Here is an 18,664-nt window from a genome sequence, read left to right on the forward strand (position 1 = left end):
ACCGACTTACGCCCCTGTGACGTCAGGAACTCCCGCATGATGCCGACGGCCGACGCCCTGCCGTTTCCGCACCAGCTCTTCCTCCTCAGTGTCCACCTCGAGAAGGGCCGGCTCGACGCCGACAGCGAACCGGTTCGCGGATCGCTGTTCTGCGCCGCCGCGGTCGCCGAACTTCGCATCGGCGGGCTGCTGCACGACCGCGACGGCGAGGCCGGGCGAACGAACACGACGACACCGGCCACGCTCGATCCGTTCCTCACCGAGGTGCTCGGCGAGGTCCCGGCGAGCGGTTCACGAAGCTGGTTCGAGGTGCTGGAGAGCCGATGGGACAAGGCCGAGCGCGCCGTCCGGGAAGACCTCGTCAGCGCTGGGCACATGGCGATCGAGCACCGTCAGATCTTCGGTCCGTTCCGGCGGAAGGAGATCGTCCTCGCCGATCCCGACCGGGTTGAGGCGCTGCGGGAGCAGGTACGCGACGCGGCGCTGGGAGGCTCCGGATCCGCGTCCGTCCCCCTCGTGCACGCCGTGCTCGCGACCTTGGCGGTCGACGGGTTGGTGGGGACGATGTTCCGGTGGCGTGAACTGGCAACGCACAGGCGCGACATCGGCGCCCTGGCCGATCGGGTCGAGCAGGAGATGCCGGGTCTGCGCAAGGCCCTGTCCTACTCCATCGCGCTGCGCCGAGGCGGATGACCGGGAAGCTGTGCCGGGCCGGCCACTGGGGACTGCTCTTCCGTCGGCGGGGAGGCATCGGTGAGACGGCAGCTTGTCAGGCACCAGCGGGGCGCGTCCGTGCGTACTGGTGTCTCGTGGACGACCGGCGCCAGAGCCTTGGCCGGTGCCGGCAGGAACAGCATCGCCGCGGCCGTCGTCGCGACGGTCACTGCTCGCAGCTTGCGCCGGCTGTTACGCAGGGTGGATCGGCGCCTGATCAGCTCGATGATGCCGCTCACCGCGAGGGACAGGCCGAGGCCGGTCGCGAGGCCGATCAACGGGTTCTCGACGAAGGCCGCGCCGCCGAGCAGGCCCAGCCCGGCGTGGTAGGTCGCCCAGGTGACGGCGGCGATCGCCGAGGCGGGACTGAACTTGGTGAGTGGCACCCGCGTCGTCCCGCTGGCGACGTTCGTCGCCACCCGGCCGCCGGGCACGAAACGCGAGATCACGATCAGCGGGCCGGTCCGGTGCTCGAGCTGCCGGCCGGCCAGGTCGACAGCCCGGCCCAACCACCGGAAACGGCCGATCAGCCGGGGTCCGAAGGCGCTACGGCTCAGGCCGTACACGAGGTGGTCGCCGACGAAGACGCCGGCGGCGGTCGCGGCGACCACCAGGACCAGGCTCTGCGTGCCGGTGCGCGAGAACATGCCGGCGGTGAGGATCGCCGCCTCGGACGGGACGACCGGCACGATGCCGTCCAGGCCGCCGAGCACCGCCAGCAGCGGGTACAGCAGCGGCGAGGTCATCGCCGGGCCGAGCAGGCTCATCAGATCCATGCGTTCAGCCTCGGGCCGGAGTGCCGGTGGCTGCGTCATCCCGCGGTCCCATCCGGCGTCATCCCGTCGTCGCGTCCGGCGTCATCCCGTGGTCGCGTCCGGCGTCATCCCGGGGAAGGGGTGGTATCCATCACCAGTCGGACCCTGCACGCGAACAACCCAATCTACGGTGGCCGGGTGACCGCATCGCCGGAGCCGGACCAGGCAGCCGATTCGCGCCCGCTCACCGGGGTCGACCCGCGGCTGCGCCGCCCGGTCCTGTCGTGGCTGATGTGGTGGCTGGTCGCCGGGGGGCTCGCGCTGATCTTCCTGCCCGTCAACGCGACGCTGGGTGCTCAACTGTTCGGGATCGACCCGATGGTCGCGGTGATCACGGGCATCGCCCAGAGCGCCGCGCTGCCCCTGGTCCTCGTACGGCCTCGCGAAGCGACCGCGCTGCAACTGCTGGCCGTGGTGGTGGTCGGGGTGGCCATCCCGGCCGGCTCGGCATCGACGTGGCCGCTCACCGTGCCGGGTCTGCTCACACTGATCGCACACATCGGCCTGATCTCGGTCCGCTACGGCTGGCGCGCCGCCGCCGCGACCTGGGGAGTGAGCGTTCTGCTCATCCCCGTCGTGGCGCTGCTCGCCCCTGGCGGCCGATCGGTCGGTGACGGGCTGCTCATGGAGGTTCTGTATCCGTCCCTGTCGGCCGGAGTGCTCGGCGGCGTCATCCTGATCCGCCGGTGGCAGCAGGTCCGGCGGGAACTCGCCGACGCGCGGCGCGACATCGAGGTCGAGCAGAGTCACCGCGCCGTCGCCGAGGAGCGCACCCGGATCGCCCGCGAACTGCACGACGTCGTCGCGCACAGCATGTCCGTGGTTCACATGCAGGCGACGTCCGCGTCGTACCGGATCGAGAACCTGGACCCGGACGCCGAGGTGGAGTTCAAACGGATAGCCACCGGCGCCCGGGCGGCGATGCGCGAGATGCGGCAGCTGCTGTCGGTACTACGCGCCGAGGACGCGGACGCCGAGCTGGCCCCGGTGCCCGGCCTGAGCGGGCTCGGGGAACTGTTGGCGTCGGCGCAGCAGGCCGGGCTGCCGGTCGAGATGCGCCGGGGCGAGGCGGTGGAAGCGGCGGCCGTGCCCGAACGCGTGGCCCTGACCGCGTACCGCCTCATCCAAGAGTCGCTGAGCAACGTCATCCGGCACGCGCCCGGTGCGCGTACGCTGATCGATATTGATCTTGAAGGAAGTGATCTGATGCTGTCGGTCGTGAACGAGGCCGCGGCCGGACCGGCCGAGCCGATGGAGGCCGCCGGGTCGACCGGTCACGGGTTGACCGGGATGCGTGAGCGGGTGCGGCAGGTCGGCGGAACGCTGGAGACCGCTGCTCGCAACGAAGGCGGCTACCGGGTGACGGCACGCCTGCCGATCGGGGAGGAACAGTGATCCGCGCACTCATCGTGGACGACCAGTCGATGATCCGGATGGGCATCCGGGCGATCCTGCAGGCGCAACCGGACATCGAGGTCGTCGGCGAGGCGGAGGACGGGCAGGCCGGGGTGGACCGCAGCCACCGGTTGCGGCCCGACGTGGTGCTGATGGACGTCCGGATGCCGGTGCTCGACGGACTGGCGGCGACCCGGGCCCTGCTCGGTCCGGAACGCCCGGCGGGCCACACGCCGCGGGTGCTGATGCTGACGACGTTCGACCTCGACGACTACATCTACGCCGCGCTGCAGGCCGGCGCCAGCGGGTTCCTGCTCAAGGACAGTGAGCCCGAGGAACTGGTCCGAGCCGTGCGGGTGGTGGCCGCCGGCGAGGCGCTGCTGGCGCCGAACATCACCCGCCGGCTCATCGAGAACTTCGTCGACGCGCGGCCACAGCGTCCCACCGGCGCCACCGCGCTCAACGGCCTGACCGACCGCGAACGCGAGGTCCTGCGCCTGATAGCGCTCGGCCTGTCCAACACCGAGATCGCCGCCTCGCTGTTCATCGCCGAGCCGACCACCAAGACACACGTCAGCCGGATCCTGCGCAAGCTCGGTCTGCGGGACCGGGTCCAGGCCGTGGTGTTCGGCTACGAGACCGGCCTGGTGAGCCCGGGCGGTCCCGGCGCCCGCGCAGCTCGGTAGCAAACCTCGTTCCGATACGCCTCGACGGCGATCGGCCCGGCCTCACCGGGTGACGACCGCGTCATGTTCGCGGGAGGGGGCGACGGTCACCGGGTTCTCGTAACGGCGCACCATCACGACGATGCCGGCCAGGGCGAGCGCGAGCACCGGGTACCAGGCGAACCGGGCGGCAACCCACCCCGCGCTAGCCGGCGCGTCACCGAGGCCGGGCAGCGGGCCCACCCGGCGGGCGAGCTCCGAGACCCCGACGAGCGCCACCTGATGCCAGGTGAACACGCTCATCGCACTCAGATTGAGCCCGGTCACCACCGCCCAGACCCGGGGCCGGCGCAGGAGCCGCTCGATCGGGCCGCGCAGGAGCAGGACGACGCCGATCTGGATCGCGGCCAGCGCCGGGACCATCAGCGACGGCGGGTTCGAATTGGACCGCGCCGAGCCGGGCACGCTCACGATGCTCACCGGATATTCCAGGACGGCGAGCAGGAGCACGAACACCGTCAGGCCGGCGGCGAGCAGACCGGCCGCGACCCGCCGGCCGACCCGTCCTGCCGACCAGGCCACGCCCAGCTGGTAGGCGAAGAACCAGGCCGGCAACACGCTCAGGTATCCGACGGCGGCCGGCTCGACGTCCGGGCCGAAGCGCAGCACGTCCACCACGGCCACGGCTGCGGCGAACGCCAGGACCACCCGGAGCCCACCACGGCGGTCGAGCCTGAGGGCGTACGGCGTGAGGGCGGTAATCACCGCGTACACGCCCATGAACCACAACGGCTGCAGGAACAGCACCACGGTCGTCCGCGCGGTGGAGGCACCGAGTCCGAGGACGACGAGCAGCGGCAGCGCCACGGCCAGGATCACCGTCGCGGCGAGCACCGGCCGCCCGATCCGCCACAGCCGGCGGCGCACCCACTGCGCGTCGGTCTCGCCGCGCGCCCGGGCCCGGCGCAGTCCCTGGGCCGCCGTGTAACCGCCGACCAGGAAGAACAATCCCAGCATCTGCAGCAACCAGGTGACCGGATGCAGGCCCTCCAGATGACGCAGTGGGCTGTCGATCCGCAGGCCCGTCGGGGTCGCCACCAACGCACCGACCATCCAGTGCCCGATGACAACCCCCAGGATGGCCAGGGCACGGAGCCCGTCGATGAACCGGTCGCGCTGCCGCATGACTTTCCCTCCGTCGATGTCTGGAGAAATCGACGCTAGGAACGGCCACGGTGCAGCGGCATCGGGCGCGGGATGTATGCGGGGCCCCACGGCGGATGTACGCCGGTGTGATCCCCGGGGATGACGCCGAGGGCGACACCGCCCCCGCACAGTTCTTCCGTAAGCACGAGAACGCCATGAGAGGCAGCAATGAGGCTACGCAACAACAAGCGACCCAGGACGACCGGACCTTCGGCGGCTCCGGCCGCCGACACCGGTCTCGCGGTCGAGATGAACGGTGTCCGGCGCCGGTACGGCCGCGGTTCGCGTGCCGTGAACGCGCTCGCCGGCATCGACCTGGCCCTGCCGCGCGGAACGTTCACGGCGGTCATGGGGCCGTCGGGATCCGGCAAGTCCACCTTCCTGCAATCCGCCGCGGGACTGGACCGGCCGACGGAGGGTTCCGTGCGCCTCGGTGGCACGGAGATCACCGGGATGAACGAGGACGAGCTGACCAAGCTGCGTCGTAGCCGGCTCGGCTTCGTGTTCCAGGCGTTCAACCTGTTGCCGTCGCTGACGGTGGAACAGAACGTCCTGCTGCCCCTGCGGCTGGCCGGGCGACGTCAGGACCGTCGCCGAGCGGCCGAGGTGCTCGCGCGGGTCGGGCTGGCCGACAAGGCCCGGCGCCGGCCCGACGAGCTGTCCGGTGGCCAGCAGCAGCGGGTGGCTGTTGCCCGCGCCCTGATCAGCGACCCTGATGTGATCTTCGCGGACGAACCCACCGGGGCCCTCGACACCGGCACCGCCGCCGAAGTGCTCGGCCTGCTCCGGCACGCGGTGGACACTCTCGGCGCGACCGTCGTCATGGTCACCCACGATCCGGCCGCCGCGGCGTGGGCCGACCGGGTGCTGTTCCTGGCGAACGGCGCCTTCGCCGGCCATCTCGAACGGGGATCGGCGGCCCAGATCGCGGCCCGGATGACCGCGCTCACCTCCGGCACGAGCATGATGGCCGGTGCGGCGGCATGATGCGTCCCAACGGACTCGCCCGTGCGGCCATCCGGTTCAAGCCCGCGTCGTTCGCGGGAACCTTCCTCGCCCTGCTGATGTCCGCACTCATCGTCGCGGCCGCCGGCATCCTGCTCGAGACCAGCCTGCGCGCGTCGGTGCCGCCGCAGCGCTACGCGAACGCGCCGGTCATCGTGGCCATGGACCAGAACGAGTACATCGTCACCGGCAGCGGTGAGGACCAGGAGAGGGAGGCGGTGCCCCTGCCCGACACGAAGCGGGTGGACGCCACCCTCACGGCCCGGGCCGCCTCGGCGCCGGGTGCGGCCACAGCCGTCGCCGACTACACCTTCCCGGTACGCGCGGCCGTGCCCGGCGGGGCGCTCGCCGCGCACGGTTGGGGATCACATGTGTTCACCGGCGCCGCGCTGACAGACGGCTCCGCGCCCCGTGACGGCGAAGTTGTGCTCGACCCGGGCACGGCACAGGCCATGCAAGCGGCCGTCGGCGGCACTGTCGCGCTGGAGACCGCTACCGGCCGGCAGGACTTCCGCGTGGCCGGCATCGCCGAGCTCGCGGGCGCCGGGGGCGGGCTCGCCTGGTTCGCCGACACCGAGGCGGCCGTCCTCGCCGGGCATCCCGGCCGGGCCGACGCCATCGCCGTGATGGCGACGCCCGGCACCGAGGCGGCCGCGCTCGCCCGCTCGGTGAGTGAAGCCGTGGCCGGCTCCGGAGCCCAGGTGCACCTCGGCGACGACCGCGGCGCCGTCGAGGATCCGGGTCTCAGCTACGCCAAGGAGATCCTCTTCGGCATCGGCGGCTCCTTCGGTGGCATCGCCGTCATCGTGGCGATCCTCACCACCGCCTCGATGGTGGCCCTCTCGGTGTCCCAGCGGGCCCGGGAGTACGCACTGCTGCGAGCCATCGGGGCCACGCCACGGCAGATTCGCCGGGCCGTCGCCGCCGAGGCGCTGCTGGTCGCGCCGCTCGCCGGAATCGCCGGCCTCCTGCCCGGCCTCGGGCTCGCGCACTGGTGGTTCAACCAGTTGCAGGATCGTGGCGCCATCCCGGAGGCGGTGCAGCTGCAGATCTCGGTGATGCCACTGCTCGCCGCGGTCGTGGTCGGGTTGCTCACCGCGCTCGGCGCCGGCTGGACAGCCGGTCGCCGACCGGCACGGACCAAGCCGGGACAGGCCCTCACCGATGCGTCGATCGAACGTCTGCGCCCGGGCGGGATCCGTACCGTCCTCGGCCTGGCCGCCCTCGTCGGCGGCACAGCACTCGCCGGCGTCGCGGCACGCTCGGCCGGAAACGACGCGGCCGGTGCCGCTCTCGGCGTCGTCATGCTGTTCATGCTGGCCGTCGCGCTGCTCGGCCCGCTGGTGGCGTGGTTGCTCGCGGGCCTGTTCGGACTGCCGCTGCGCGGCGCGGGCCCGGCCGCCGGACTGGCCGTCGCCAACTCCCGGACCAACGCCCGTCGTCTCGCCTCGGCGATGACGCCGATCGTGCTGGCCATGGCCTTCGCCTCGACCCTGGTGTTCATGAACTCGAGCGAGAACCGCGCCGCCGACAAGCAGCTGCGCGCGGGCGTCACGGCGGACCACGTCGTCACGGACCCGGCCGGGCTGCCGGCGACGGCGGCGGCCGATGCCGCCCGCACCCCCGGGGTGGAGACCGCCGTCGCCGTGCTGAAGACCCAGGTGCTGGTCCCGGTCGGCTCCGGTGAGTTCAAAGCACTGCAGGGCGCGGCGGTCCAGGCCGTCACCGGCTCCGGCGCCGAGCTCACGAAGGTGCAGGACCTGGACGTCCGCGACGGCAGCCTCGACCGGCTGGGCAGCGACCGGATCGCCATCGACACGACGCTGGCGACCGTGGCCGGGCGCGGTGTCGGTGACCGGCTCCCGCTCTACCTCCCCGACGGCAGCCAAGCCGCTCCCGAGATCATCGCGGTGTACGGCCGCGGTCTCGGACTGGCCACGGTCACCATGGACCGGGCGTCGCTGGCCGGGCACCTCACCTCGAGCTTCGACAGCACGCTGCTGGTCCGGGGTGGCTCGGCGGATTCGCTGGCTCCCTTGGGGACGGTCACCGATGCCGCCGGCTACGCCACCGAGCGGAGCCTCGACGCGCAAACGGGTGCCTGGCTGAACAACACCATGGCCGCGGTCCTCGGTGGCTTCGCCGCCATCGCCGCCCTCAACACGCTGGTGATGACGGTCGTCGACCGTCGCCGTGAGCTGGGGACGCTACGGCTGGTCGGCGCCACCCGGCGCCAGGTCCTCACGATGCTCCACTGGGAGAGCCTGCTCGTCTCCGTCGCGGGCATCCTGCTCGGCTCGGCCATCGCGGCCGCCACGCTGTTCCCGATGATGAACGGGACGACCGGCGACGCGCCCTACGTCGCCCCGTTGACGTACGGATCGTTCGTGGCCGCAGCCGTCGGCCTGGCCCTGGCCGCCGTCACCGTGCCGGCCCGGGCGATTCTGCGCCGGTGGTCGTAATGCGCCTACCGGGGCGACGGCCGGCGCCCGTCCGGCCGTTGCCCCGGCGCATCACGCTCGTCTCTTCCACCGAGCGCTCGCGACTCCGGGGGCGGAACCGGAGTCAGACGCTGTCCTGGTTCTCGTCCCTCTCGCGCGCCTCGCGCAATTGCTGCTGAGCGAGGACGCTGGCCCGGCCCAGCACGTCGACCTGGGCCGGGTTGTAGAGCGCTACCACCGCGTCGACGAAGGTCCGCTGGGTCACCTGCGCACTGTTGGACACGTGGTCCGCCGGGTCGCTCAACCAGGGATAGGCGATCAGGTGCCGCACGATCGACGGGGCGAGCTTCTCGGCGAGGCCCTGTCGGGTCTCGTCGTCGGCGTCCGGCGGCAAGGCGTCGAAATCCTCGTCGGCGGCGCTGATGTCACTGCCGGCCATCTCGCGCAGATCGTTCATCGCCCCATCGTCGTACAGCCGGGTGTAGACGTGGATGAGCGAGGTGTCGGACGCCGACAGACGCCGCGCGAGGGACTCGAAGCCGGCCGGCATGTCGGCCGGCGCTCCGTCGCGGAGGATGACGGCGAGATCGGAGCGGGTTCTGGCCAGGCGCTCGGCCTCGGCGGCGAGGTCGGCGTCGATCCGGCGCAACAGCTCCGGGTCGATGTCGCCGTCCGACCCGATCTGGTTGAGCGGCACACCCAGCTCCACCAGCCTCCGGATGCGCAAGAGGCGAATGAGATGCCGGATCTCGTACTGCTTGTAACCGTTGTGCCGGCGCTCCGGCTCCTCGAGGATGCCGACGCGATGGTAGTGCCGGATGGTGTTCACCGTCGCACCGGCGAGTTCCGCGAGTTGATGGGTGCTCCAAGCCATATCGGCCCCCTCCAGAGTCCGGACCGGGCGCCGGCGACGCGGCCCGTAAACTGTAGATCAGACTTCACAGCGCCCCCGACTGGGCCAAGACAACGGCACGGCAGGACGAGAAGACAGGACGTGCGGCGATGAACACCGATCGCGTCGTCCGCAACGCGCGTGATGCGCTGCGGGACGCCGGCCTGCGCGGCTCGTTCCTCGTTCGCGATCTGGACACCGGCGACGAGGTCGACCTCGATGGCGACACCGTCTTCCCGGTCGCCTCGCTGGTCAAGGTCCCACTGGCCGTCGTGACCCTGGAACGCGTCCGCCGCGGCGAGCTCGACCCCGCGGAACGTGTCGAGGTCACCCCGGGGCGGATGGTCGCTCCCGGGCCCACCGGGTTGAGCAAGTTCCGGCATCCGGCCGCCGTGGCGATCGAAGATCTGCTTTACCTGGCTGTGGCCGTCAGCGACAACGTGGCCGCGGACGCACTGTTCGCGCTGACCCCGCCGGCCGAGGTCGACGCCGCCGTCCGCGAACTGGGATTCGACGGCATCAGCGTCCGGCATGTGATGCACGACCTGATGGACACGCCCGCGGAACGCTTCGACGCGGCAGACGTCCACCTGGCCCACTCCCTCGCCATCACCGCGGGAACGACCGAGAGCGGCCATCCGGTGCCACAACTGGACGTCAGCCGGGCCAACACGGGTTCCGCGCGTTCGTACGCGGCCCTGCTCACGGAGATCTGGCGGCCGGCCGCACTGCACCCGGCGACGGCCGAGCACGTACGCCGGCTGCTCGGTGACAACGTCATCCGGCACCGGCTGGCTCCGGACTTCGCCTCCGACGCGTCCCGCTGGTCGTCGAAGACCGGCACCCTGCTGAACCTGCGGCACGAGGCCGGGGTCGTCGAGCACGCCGACGGACAGGCATTCGTCGTCGCCGCCCTGACCGAGTCCACCGTGCCGGCCGCCGCGCAGACCGGCGTCGAAGCGCTCATGGGCCGCGTCGCCCGTACGCTCCGCGACACGGTGCGGTCCGGTCGTGCTGCCCGTGTCTGACCTCGTTCCCGGCTCACGCTCCCAGACAGTCCGCGATGGCGTCCGACAGCAGGGCGCGCACCTTCCTGCCGTCCTCCTTGTCGGCCGACGTGATCGTGTATCCGCGACTGAACGGTTCCTCCCCGACGGGCCGCCAGCCCAGTCCCCATGCCTCGGCCTCACGTCGTGAGCACAGCAGCAGGTCGGCTCCGCTGATCGCCCGGGACACGGCGGCGGGCACCGTCCGCGCCGTCGTGATCTGTGACCGTTGCAACCCGACTGCGTTGCCGAGCCGGACCATCCGGTCGAGCACGTGGGGCACGACGTCCTCGGGCTGAATCCAGACCCGGCGAGGTGCGGACCCCGCCGTCCGGGCCGGTCGCAGTTCCTCCAGGAACATGGCGGTGTCGGCCTGGTCGTTGCCGGCCAGGCCCACGGGCACCTGCCACGTGCCGTCGCCGGGGGGCACCGCGGTGATCGCGGCGTGCACCTCCCGCGCCCGCACCAGGTCGGAGCGCTGACTGGGCTCGGCCGGAACGACATCGAAGTACAGACCGTGGTGCCGGCCGTCGGCGATCAGGCGGGCCAGCGCCAGCGCCGGGCACGAGACGGGTACGGCGAGGTCGAACACCCGGAGCCGGGCCCGGTCCGCGTTGTCGCGCATCGCGTCGGCCAGGTCGACCAGGCGTTGCGCCATGGGCAACATGTCCCGGCCGAACGGGGTGAGCACGACCGTCCGTGACGAGCGCTCGAGCACCAGCGCGCCGAGGTGCCGCTCCAGGGCGGCGATGCGGCGGCTCGCCACCGGCTGGGGAATACCCGCGGCCGCGGCTCCCTGGGTGAAGCTGGCGTGCCTGCTGACCGCGACGAAGGCGGCGCAGCTCGCGATGAGGTCCATCAGATCAACCTATGTCAAAATCGCATCACCACAAAGAAAACTGTCTTGGACGACATGAATCCCGCGTGGCAACGTCGAAGCGACACCTGACCGATCGACCGAAGCGACGGAGCGTCCGCGATGAAACGACTGGCATTACTCGGCATCTGCGGTCTGCTGGCCGGCATGCTGGTAGCTGCCGCTTCGTTCCCGGCCGTCGCCCTGTCGGGCCTGGCCGCCATGGCCGGTTCGGACAGCTTCGCCGAGCTACCCGGCGAACTCGAGCAGCGCTCCGCGCCGCAGGTCTCCCGGATCCTGGCCGCCGACGGTAAAACGCAGATCGCGGTCATGTACGACGAGTTCCGCAGCGACGTACCCCTCAAGAGGATCTCGAAGGCCATGCAGAACGCGATGGTGGCGGCCGAGGATCACCAGTTCTTCGAGCACAACGGCGTCGACCTCAAGGGAGTCGCGCGGGCGTTCGTGAACAACAGCCGCGGCGGCGCACCGCAGGGCGCGTCGACGCTGACGATGCAGTACGTCCGCATGACGCTGGCCTACACCGCCAGGACGCCGGACGCCGCGATCGCGGCCACGAACGACACGCCGGAGCGCAAGCTCACCGAGATGAAGTACGCGCTCCAGCTCGAGAGGACGCTGTCCAAGCAACAGATCCTCGAGCGCTACCTGAACATGGCGCCCTTCGGCAACGGCGCGTACGGCGTCTACGCCGCCAGCCAGGTCTACTTCAAGAAGAAGCCGAAGAATCTGACGATCGCCGAGGCCGCGTTGCTGGCCGGCATGGTGAAGGCGCCCACCGCGTTCGATCCGACCACCGCCACCGGTCACCCGCAGGCGCTGGACCGGCGCAACTACATCATCGACAACATGGTGGACCTCGGGGCCATCACTGCGCAGCAGGCGGTGAGCGCCAAGAGATCCAAGGTCGGCCGGACGACCACCCAGCCGGGCAACGGCTGCACCCAGACCGTCAAGAGCAGCTGGGGCTTCTTCTGCGACTACTTCTACCGCTGGTGGCTGAGCCAGGACGCGTTCGGCGCCAATGCCTACGAGCGGGAGCGGCTCCTCAAGACGGGTGGATACCGCGTGGTGACGTCGCTGGACCTGCGGGCCCAGGCCTCGGCCCGCACCGAGATCAGCGACGTCATCGGCGACGACAACCGCAACGCGCTGCTGCTGGCGGCGGTGCAGCCGGGCACCGGCCGGGTTCAGGCACTTGCGGCGAACCGTCAGTACAAACTCGACAACGGCAGTAACAAGCCGAATTCCAACCCCGCACTAGCGGCGAAGGGGGTGCGAAGCACGTATCCGAACACCACCAACCCGATCATCACCGGCGGCGGTGACATCACCGGCTACCAGGCCGGCTCGGTTTTCAAGGTGTTCACCATGGTCGCCGCTCTGGAGAGCGGCTATGACCTCGATCACCCGATCACGTCCGGCTACACCTACCGCTCGCGCTACGCCATCGACCCGGACTCGCCGACCGCATGCCCAGGCACGTCTTTCTACTGCCCGCACAACGCCTCCCGGAGCCTCAAAGGCACGTACAACATGTGGACCGGCTTCGGCCAGTCGGTCAACACCTACTTCGTGCCGCTGCAGGAACAGGTCGGGGCGGGGAAGGTCGTCGCGGCGGCCAAGCGGTTCGGGGTGCGGTTCCGGGCGGGGTCGGATGCCGCCATCGCCGGCAACCCGGCCGGCGCCGATCAGTGGGGGGCCTTCACGCTCGGCGTCTCGGCGTCGACCCCGCTGGACATCGCGAACGCGTACGCCACGCTCGCCGCCGATGGCAGTTATTGCACACCGACGCCGATCCACCACATCACCGCGGCCGACGGCACCGCCGTCGACATCGGTCAGCCGCACTGCACCCGCGCTACTTCACCTCAGGTCGCCCGCAAGGCGCTCGACGCAGCCCGCTGTCCCGTCGGCGACCGGGCCCAGCTCGGCACCTGCCAGGGCGCCACAGCACCCGAGACCCGAGCCGTGGTGGGTCATCCGGTCTTCGGAAAGACCGGAACCACCGACGGCGACAACACCGCCTCGATGGTCGTCGGCACCCGGGACGTGGTGGTGGCCGGCTACCTGGCCAACCCGGACTGGGCCGCCCACCGCGATCGCATGCGGCACAGCATCGTCAACCCGGCCGTCTACCGCACCGTTGCCGAATACATGGCCGGAAAGACCATCCGTCAGTTCCCGTGAGTGAGCGAAGGGCTTCGGGCCATGCAGCCTCTTGATATGCCGCAACAGCATGGAATGCGCTGTTCGTGTCTTTGACTGCATGAGCCGTGGATCGCATGCTCGGACTCATGACTTCAGCTACCCGGCGCCCTGCCGTCCTGGCTCTCCCGCTCGTCCTCGCTGCCGCGCTGCTGAGCGGGTGCGGTGCGGAGGTCACCACCACCGCACCGCCACCGTCGAGTCCCGCAAGCATGTCGGCCGTCGCGGAGTCCACACCCACAAACCCGCAATTCAGCGCGATCGAGCGCCGCTTCAGCGCTCGCCTGGGCGTCTATGCGATCGACACGGGAACCGGTCGCCTGATCACCCACCGCGCGGACGAACGCTTCGCCCACGCGTCGACGTTCAAGGCCCTGCTGGCTGCGGTGGTGCTGCGCCGCCTGCCCGACACCGACCGCCGACGCGTCGTCAAGTACACCGAGGCCGATCTCCTGGAGTACGCACCGATCACGTCGAAACACGTGGCCACGGGGATGTCGATCGACGCCCTCATCGACGCCGCGGTGCGATACAGCGACAACACAGCAGCGAACCTGCTGCTCGACGAGATCGGTGGCCCTCAAGGGCTGCAGCGGCAGCTACGGGCCATCAAGGACCGGACCACCAACGCCGACCGGAACGAGCCGGCGCTGAACGAAGCCACTCCGGGCGACACCCGCGACACCAGCACCCCACGGGCGCTCGGCACCGATCTGCGGGCCTTCGTCCTGGGTGACCTGCTGCCCCCGGCGAGGCGGCAGAAGCTCACCGACCTGCTGATCGGCAACACCACCGGTGGCCCGTACATCCGCGCCGGCGTCCCGGCCGGATGGAAGGTCGGCGACAAGACCGGCAGTGGCGGATACGGCACCCGCAACGACATCGCCGTCGTCTGGCCCCCCACCGGCAGCCCGCTCGTCATCGCCATCCAATCCGACCGCGGTGTGGCAGACGCGCCCTCAGCCGACGCGCTCATCGCCGAGGCGACCAAGGTCGTCGTCGCGACCGTACGCTGACCGATCTGCCACCACCGGGTAACGGCCACGCCAGGTCTAGCCGGGGTCGACGCTGCTCAGCATGTCCCGGACGGTACGCAAGGCATAGTGCGAGCGCGAACGAACCGTGCCCTCCCGGATGCCCAGGCTCACCGCGGTCTCGGCCACCGACCGGTCCGTCCAGTACAGCGACACCAGCACCGCTCGCTGTGCTTCGGTCAGCCGCGCCAAGGTGTCCCCCAGCACGTGCCGGTCGAGCAGGCGGGTGGTCTCGTCGGGCACCGCCGCGGTCCCCGGGAGGTCACCGTAGACCTCGACCGGCCTGGCCTTCCGATTCCGGACCGCGTCGATCGCCACGTTCCGCGCGACGGTGAACATCCAGCGGCGACAGTCATCGACGCCGGTGGGCAGGTCGTCGACCCTGCGCCAGGCCCGCAACATGGTCTCCTGAAGCAGATCCTCGGCGTCCTCCGGCCGGCCCGGCGACAGACGCGTGAGGTAACGCCTCAGATGAGCCGCGGTTGCCGCGTAGAGCTCACACATGCGTTGCTCTCGCGCCGCCGAATCCGCCTCGGGTTTCCTGTAGACAGCAACGGGCATCGCCGTTCGTCCTTCCACTCGGTACGCCATCGGCAACGAATCCAGCGGACCGTGCCAGTCCCCGCGATGGCTCGGTGCGCCCGCGGGATGACGCGGCGGACACGGCTGACTCTCAGGTCAGCGGATGGTGGGCAGAGTGAACGAGGGCCGCAGGGCGGCGGTCAGGTTCACCTGGTGACGTTCCAGGTACTTCGCCTGGAAGAGGGCCGGGCCGCCCGCGGTGGCGACGTCGTCGGCCGGGTTGTCGAGGGGCAGGCTCAGCCGCGCGTCCCGCACCCGGATCGTCTGGCCGGACGGCAGGTCGTACCAGGAGCCGGTCTGCACCGCGCCGATCTCGACGCCCAGCACGTGGCCGGGAGCCAGGGTCCAGTCGGTCGATTTGAGCTCGAAGGTCGTGCGGCCCGGGTCGAGCACCGACACGTTCTCGTTGACAATGACGGCTTTTCCGTCGGGAGCGACGTCGTACAGCTTGACCATGACGTTGCCCCGGCCCCACGCGGCGATCGTCACCTCGGGCGTGCCGACCAGCCGGGTCGCCTTGGCCACCGGCGTGGAGAACTTGTAGATCGCCGAGGTGGTGCGTCCCTGCTGGATCCGCTTGAGCTGCACCGCGGCCAGCTGCTTGGGGATGGTCGGTTCCAGCGCGCCCGCACCGCCGTCACCCGAGTTGCCGGGGCCCGGCGCCGGGGGCGGCGGGACCGGGTGGCCGGCCTCGACCAGCGCGGCGTACGCGTCGGTGCCGCCGTCGTCGACGTACGAGCCGCCGCCCAGACCGATCCGGGCGGTCTTCTCGGCGGCCGGCCAGCGGTTCTGCGCGCGCCACTTGCCGGTGCTGTCCTGGATCGCGAAGGCCGGGTACTTCGTCGCCGGCGTGATGCCCTTGAGGTGCTGGTCGTAGAAGGACATCACCTCCGTCAGCCAGCCCTCCCGGCCCATCTTGAGGCGCCCGCTCTCGTCCCGGTCGTTGCCGCGGACGTGATCCCACTGCCCCAGCCAGGCACGCTGCGGACCGCGGTGGTTGGCCAGGTATTCCTCCATGGCCTCGGGCTTGGTGTTGTCCTCGATGAAGCCTTGCGTGAACAGCAGCGGCGTGTCGCTGCCCCGGGCCATCCGGGCCAGGTCGCGCGCCTGCCAGTGCGCCGACTCCTGCTCGTTGACCAGCATCCCGGCCATGTAGGTGTCCGTGCACTGCGGGTGGGTGGCTTCGTACGCCGCGTTGGCCAGATATTTCTTGTCGTCGTCAGGCATCTGCGGCAGCTGTGCGATAGCGGGGTAGGAACCCTGCAGCAGCAACGAGTTCAGCCGCGGGATGTCGTTGGAGTGGGCCGGGCGGTACGGGTCCCAGGCCGGCTCCTGCGCGACGACGGCCTGGAGCGCGTCATCCTTCAGCGTGTTACCGATCAGGCCGGTGATCGCGTCGTACGACTTGCCGTACATCCCGACCTTGCCGGTCGACCAGGACCGGCTCGCCGCCCAGTCGATCGCCGCCCGCACGTCGGCCTGCTCCCCCGGGCCGGCCCAGTCGATGCAGCCGGTCGAGCCGCCGTAGCCGCGTGAGTCCACCATCACCAGGCCGTAGCCGCGCTCGAGAAGTCTGCCTTGCTCGATGAGGTCGCGGAACCGGGCGGACGGGCCGGTGTGCTTCCAGTCCTCCTTCGTCGTCTCGCCGGAGTGCCCGAAGTACGGGCCGATCGAGAGGATGACCGGCACCTTCTGCCCCGGCGCCAGCTTCTCGGACAGGAGGACGTCGGCGTGCAGTTCGGCGCCCGCGGAGGGGAAGTAGTGCTGGGTCCAGGCCGCGCCCTTGGGCACGCGGTCGTTCTCCTCGTGGGTGACCGGGTCGGTCGCGGTGGCCACCGCCGCCTTCTCATCGGCGTAGGCGGTCATGAACGTACCGGTCAGGGCCGCCACAGCGACCAGTACGACGGCCGCCCGGGCGCCCGTACGAACGAATTTCACGCGTCTCTCCCTCAACAGCGACATGTCTGCCAATCGGGTCAGGCGATCATGTGTTCTCGGCACAGGGTCAAGCCGGAACAAGGTTGAGCAACCCCGACACGGTGTCCCCTGGTCATGCCGGTGTCGAGCGGGTCACAGGCTGCAGCGGGCGTTGGCGGGTGGGGTTTTGAGGTCGAGGAGATACTTGCTGACCACGTCGTCGACGCATTTGCTGCCACCGAGGAGGTAGGCGCCGTGCTGCTTGCCGTCGACGGTGAGCAGGCTTCCGTCGAGAGCCCGGGCCATCGCGATACCGCCCTGGTGTGGCGTCGCCGGATCACCGGTGACCGACACGACGAGCGTCTCAGGGACGCCTTCGACATCGGCGAGCCAGGGCTCGTCGCGTGTCGGCGGCGCGGGCCACGCCTCGCATTCGCTGTGGTAGTTCCCCGCCGTGAATACGTCGAGGTCGAACATCGGCGCGACCTTCCCGATCTGGCGGGCGAGCGCAGTGTGTTCCTCCGGCGTCAACCGGCGCGAGTCCATGCAGCGCACCGCGATGTTGGTATCGAAGTCCTGGCTGTAGGCACCGTCCGGCGTACGGCCGTAGAAGGTGTCGCGCAGGGCGAGCATCTTGTCGGCGTTCCCGGCCTCGAGCGCGGTCAGGGCGGAGATGACTTCGGGCCATTTCGCTTCGGCGTAAAGTCCGCCGCTGATGCCGAGGTAGACGTCCCAGACGCTCACGTCCCGGCCGCCGGTGGCCGGCGCCGGTGTCTCGACCAGAGGCTCGACGATCTTGAGCAGGCGGTCGTTCGCGGACGCGGGGTCGGGACCGAGAACGCAGTCGGACGATTTCGCGCAGAGTGCGGCGAGGTCGTCGAATCGTGCCTGCAGGCCGGCGAATTGGGAGAGGCGGAACTCGCTGGCCGTCAGGTCGGGCGAGACGACCCCGTCGAGCACGATCGCGCGGACCTTCTCGGGATAGGTCGCGGCGTACATGGCGCCGAGTTCGGAGCCGTAGCTGTAGCCGAGATAGGTCAGCTTGTCGTCACCGAGCACCTGGCGGATGACGTCCATGTCGCGCACGACGTTCGTCGACCCGGCGTTCACCAGGTTCGCGAGGCCGCCGGAGCCGTCGGTGCAGCGCTTCGCGAGCTCGGCTGCCTCTTCAGCGCTCGTGATGTCATACACCGCACCGAATCGTGGCACGTCGCCGGCGTCGTACTCCTTGTCGGTGTAGCAGTCGAGGGCCGGGGTCGACGACCCGATCCCGCGCGGGTCGAAGCCGACGATGTCGAAGCGCTGGGCGACGGTGCCGGCCTGCCACAGCGCAAGCAGACTGGCGACGAAGCTGGTGCCGGACCCGCCCGGTCCGCCCGGGTTGATCAGCAGTGAGCCCTCGGCCTTGCCCGCGGCGGGGAGGCGCGTGAGCGCGATTTTCGCCCTCTCGGCCTTCGGTTTGGCGTAGTCGAGCGGAACGTCGACCGAGGCGCACTCGAGTGCCGGGTCCGCGAACAGCTTGGCGTCGGCCGCGGTCTTGGCGGTGTCCTTGCATTTGGTCCAGTCGAGCTTCTGCCCGAGGTAGACACTGAGGTCCGCATCGGCCCCGGAGCCCGGTGAACGGGACGCGGACGTGCATCCGGCGACCAGGATCAGCACGACTGTGGCGAGCACAGTGCTGAGATGTCGGGATCCATTCAGGAGCCGGGAATGTGGTCGCACGCGCTTCTCCTTCGCACAGCTGCGGTCGAGACTCTGTCCCTCTGACGCCTCTTGAGGAGAAACCCTGTTGCGACCACCGAGTCAATCGCCCGAGGAAATCGGCGATGTGTGGACGGCGCCGGACGTTTCCGGGGGGCGTGCGGTG

15 protein-coding genes are annotated in these 18,664 nt (G+C 70.4%); 8 read left to right on the plus strand and 7 right to left on the minus strand.

Features of this window, described 5'->3' with window-relative positions; genetic code table 11:
• Positions 1 to 36 precede the first annotated feature (36 nt).
• Positions 37 to 693 (plus strand): GOLPH3/VPS74 family protein, encoded by a 657-nt coding sequence (locus NAG42_RS22190; protein ID WP_250032690.1) that lies wholly within the window; start codon positions 37 to 39, stop codon positions 691 to 693.
• On the opposite strand, the gene NAG42_RS22195 is transcribed toward NAG42_RS22190, so the two are convergent.
• On the minus strand, positions 663 to 1,490 hold the full coding sequence (locus NAG42_RS22195) for a DedA family protein (protein WP_250032691.1): 828 nt from the start codon (positions 1,488 to 1,490) through the stop codon (positions 663 to 665). The genes NAG42_RS22190 and NAG42_RS22195 overlap by 31 nt on opposite strands.
• Before the next feature lie 177 nt (positions 1,491 to 1,667).
• Here NAG42_RS22195 and NAG42_RS45000 point away from each other — a divergent pair, with 177 nt between their 5' ends.
• Positions 1,668 to 2,924 carry a sensor histidine kinase gene (locus NAG42_RS45000; protein ID WP_250032692.1) on the plus strand — a complete coding sequence of 419 codons (1,257 nt, stop codon included), beginning with the start codon at positions 1,668 to 1,670 and terminating at the stop codon, positions 2,922 to 2,924.
• Positions 2,921 to 3,610, plus strand: a complete 690-nt coding sequence (locus NAG42_RS22205; protein ID WP_250032694.1) for a response regulator — start codon at positions 2,921 to 2,923, stop codon at positions 3,608 to 3,610. Before NAG42_RS45000 ends, NAG42_RS22205 begins: the two co-directional genes overlap by 4 nt.
• 42 nt (positions 3,611 to 3,652) lie before the next feature.
• On the opposite strand, the gene NAG42_RS22210 is transcribed toward NAG42_RS22205, so the two are convergent.
• Positions 3,653 to 4,774, minus strand: a complete 1,122-nt coding sequence (locus NAG42_RS22210; protein ID WP_250032695.1) for an acyltransferase family protein — start codon at positions 4,772 to 4,774, stop codon at positions 3,653 to 3,655.
• Positions 4,775 to 4,963: 189 nt separating this feature from the next.
• Here NAG42_RS22210 and NAG42_RS22215 point away from each other — a divergent pair, with 189 nt between their 5' ends.
• Together NAG42_RS22215 and NAG42_RS22220 are read left to right on the plus strand one after the other, a co-directional pair.
• A complete protein-coding gene (locus NAG42_RS22215; RefSeq protein ID WP_438872430.1) occupies positions 4,964 to 5,782 on the plus strand; it encodes an ABC transporter ATP-binding protein in 819 nt (272 codons plus the stop codon).
• The gene (locus tag NAG42_RS22220) at positions 5,779 to 8,262 is read left to right on the plus strand and encodes an FtsX-like permease family protein (protein ID WP_250032696.1); all 2,484 of its coding nucleotides are present in this window, start codon (positions 5,779 to 5,781) and stop codon (positions 8,260 to 8,262) included. The genes NAG42_RS22215 and NAG42_RS22220 overlap by 4 nt, the downstream gene beginning before the upstream one ends.
• A 103-nt stretch (positions 8,263 to 8,365) precedes the next feature.
• On the opposite strand, the gene NAG42_RS22225 is transcribed toward NAG42_RS22220, so the two are convergent.
• Complete coding sequence (locus tag NAG42_RS22225; RefSeq protein ID WP_250032697.1) at positions 8,366 to 9,115, minus strand: helix-turn-helix domain-containing protein; 750 nt, start codon at positions 9,113 to 9,115, stop codon at positions 8,366 to 8,368.
• 128 nt (positions 9,116 to 9,243) lie between these two features.
• On the opposite strand from NAG42_RS22225, the gene NAG42_RS22230 reads away from it, so the two are divergent.
• Entirely contained in the window at positions 9,244 to 10,161 is a 918-nt protein-coding gene (locus NAG42_RS22230; RefSeq protein ID WP_250032698.1) for a serine hydrolase, read from the plus strand.
• 13 nt (positions 10,162 to 10,174) lie between these two features.
• Here NAG42_RS22230 and NAG42_RS22235 read toward each other — a convergent pair whose 3' ends face one another.
• Positions 10,175 to 11,038, minus strand: a complete 864-nt coding sequence (locus tag NAG42_RS22235) for a LysR family transcriptional regulator (protein WP_250032699.1) — start codon at positions 11,036 to 11,038, stop codon at positions 10,175 to 10,177.
• Between the two features lie 120 nt (positions 11,039 to 11,158).
• Here NAG42_RS22235 and NAG42_RS22240 point away from each other — a divergent pair, with 120 nt between their 5' ends.
• Together NAG42_RS22240 and bla are read left to right on the plus strand one after the other, a co-directional pair.
• On the plus strand, positions 11,159 to 13,246 hold the full coding sequence (locus tag NAG42_RS22240) for a transglycosylase domain-containing protein (RefSeq protein WP_250032700.1): 2,088 nt from the start codon (positions 11,159 to 11,161) through the stop codon (positions 13,244 to 13,246).
• A gap of 107 nt (positions 13,247 to 13,353) precedes the next feature.
• Positions 13,354 to 14,280 (plus strand): class A beta-lactamase, encoded by a 927-nt coding sequence (gene bla / locus NAG42_RS22245; protein WP_250032702.1) that lies wholly within the window; start codon positions 13,354 to 13,356, stop codon positions 14,278 to 14,280.
• A gap of 36 nt (positions 14,281 to 14,316) precedes the next feature.
• Here the strand turns inward: bla and NAG42_RS22250 are convergent, their stop codons facing one another.
• The 3 genes from NAG42_RS22250 to NAG42_RS22260 form a co-directional block, all read right to left on the minus strand.
• On the minus strand, positions 14,317 to 14,802 hold the full coding sequence (locus NAG42_RS22250; protein WP_250032703.1) for a sigma-70 family RNA polymerase sigma factor: 486 nt from the start codon (positions 14,800 to 14,802) through the stop codon (positions 14,317 to 14,319).
• Positions 14,803 to 14,976: 174 nt separating this feature from the next.
• On the minus strand, positions 14,977 to 16,818 hold the full coding sequence (locus tag NAG42_RS22255) for a CocE/NonD family hydrolase (protein ID WP_250032704.1): 1,842 nt from the start codon (positions 16,816 to 16,818) through the stop codon (positions 14,977 to 14,979).
• A gap of 132 nt (positions 16,819 to 16,950) precedes the next feature.
• Positions 16,951 to 18,471 carry an alpha/beta hydrolase gene (locus tag NAG42_RS22260; RefSeq protein ID WP_250032706.1) on the minus strand — a complete coding sequence of 507 codons (1,521 nt, stop codon included), beginning with the start codon at positions 18,469 to 18,471 and terminating at the stop codon, positions 16,951 to 16,953.
• Positions 18,472 to 18,664: the final 193 nt, after the last annotated feature.

This window comes from Paractinoplanes maris (assembly GCF_023544465.1).
Lineage (GTDB): Bacteria > Actinomycetota > Actinomycetes > Mycobacteriales > Micromonosporaceae > Actinoplanes > Actinoplanes maris.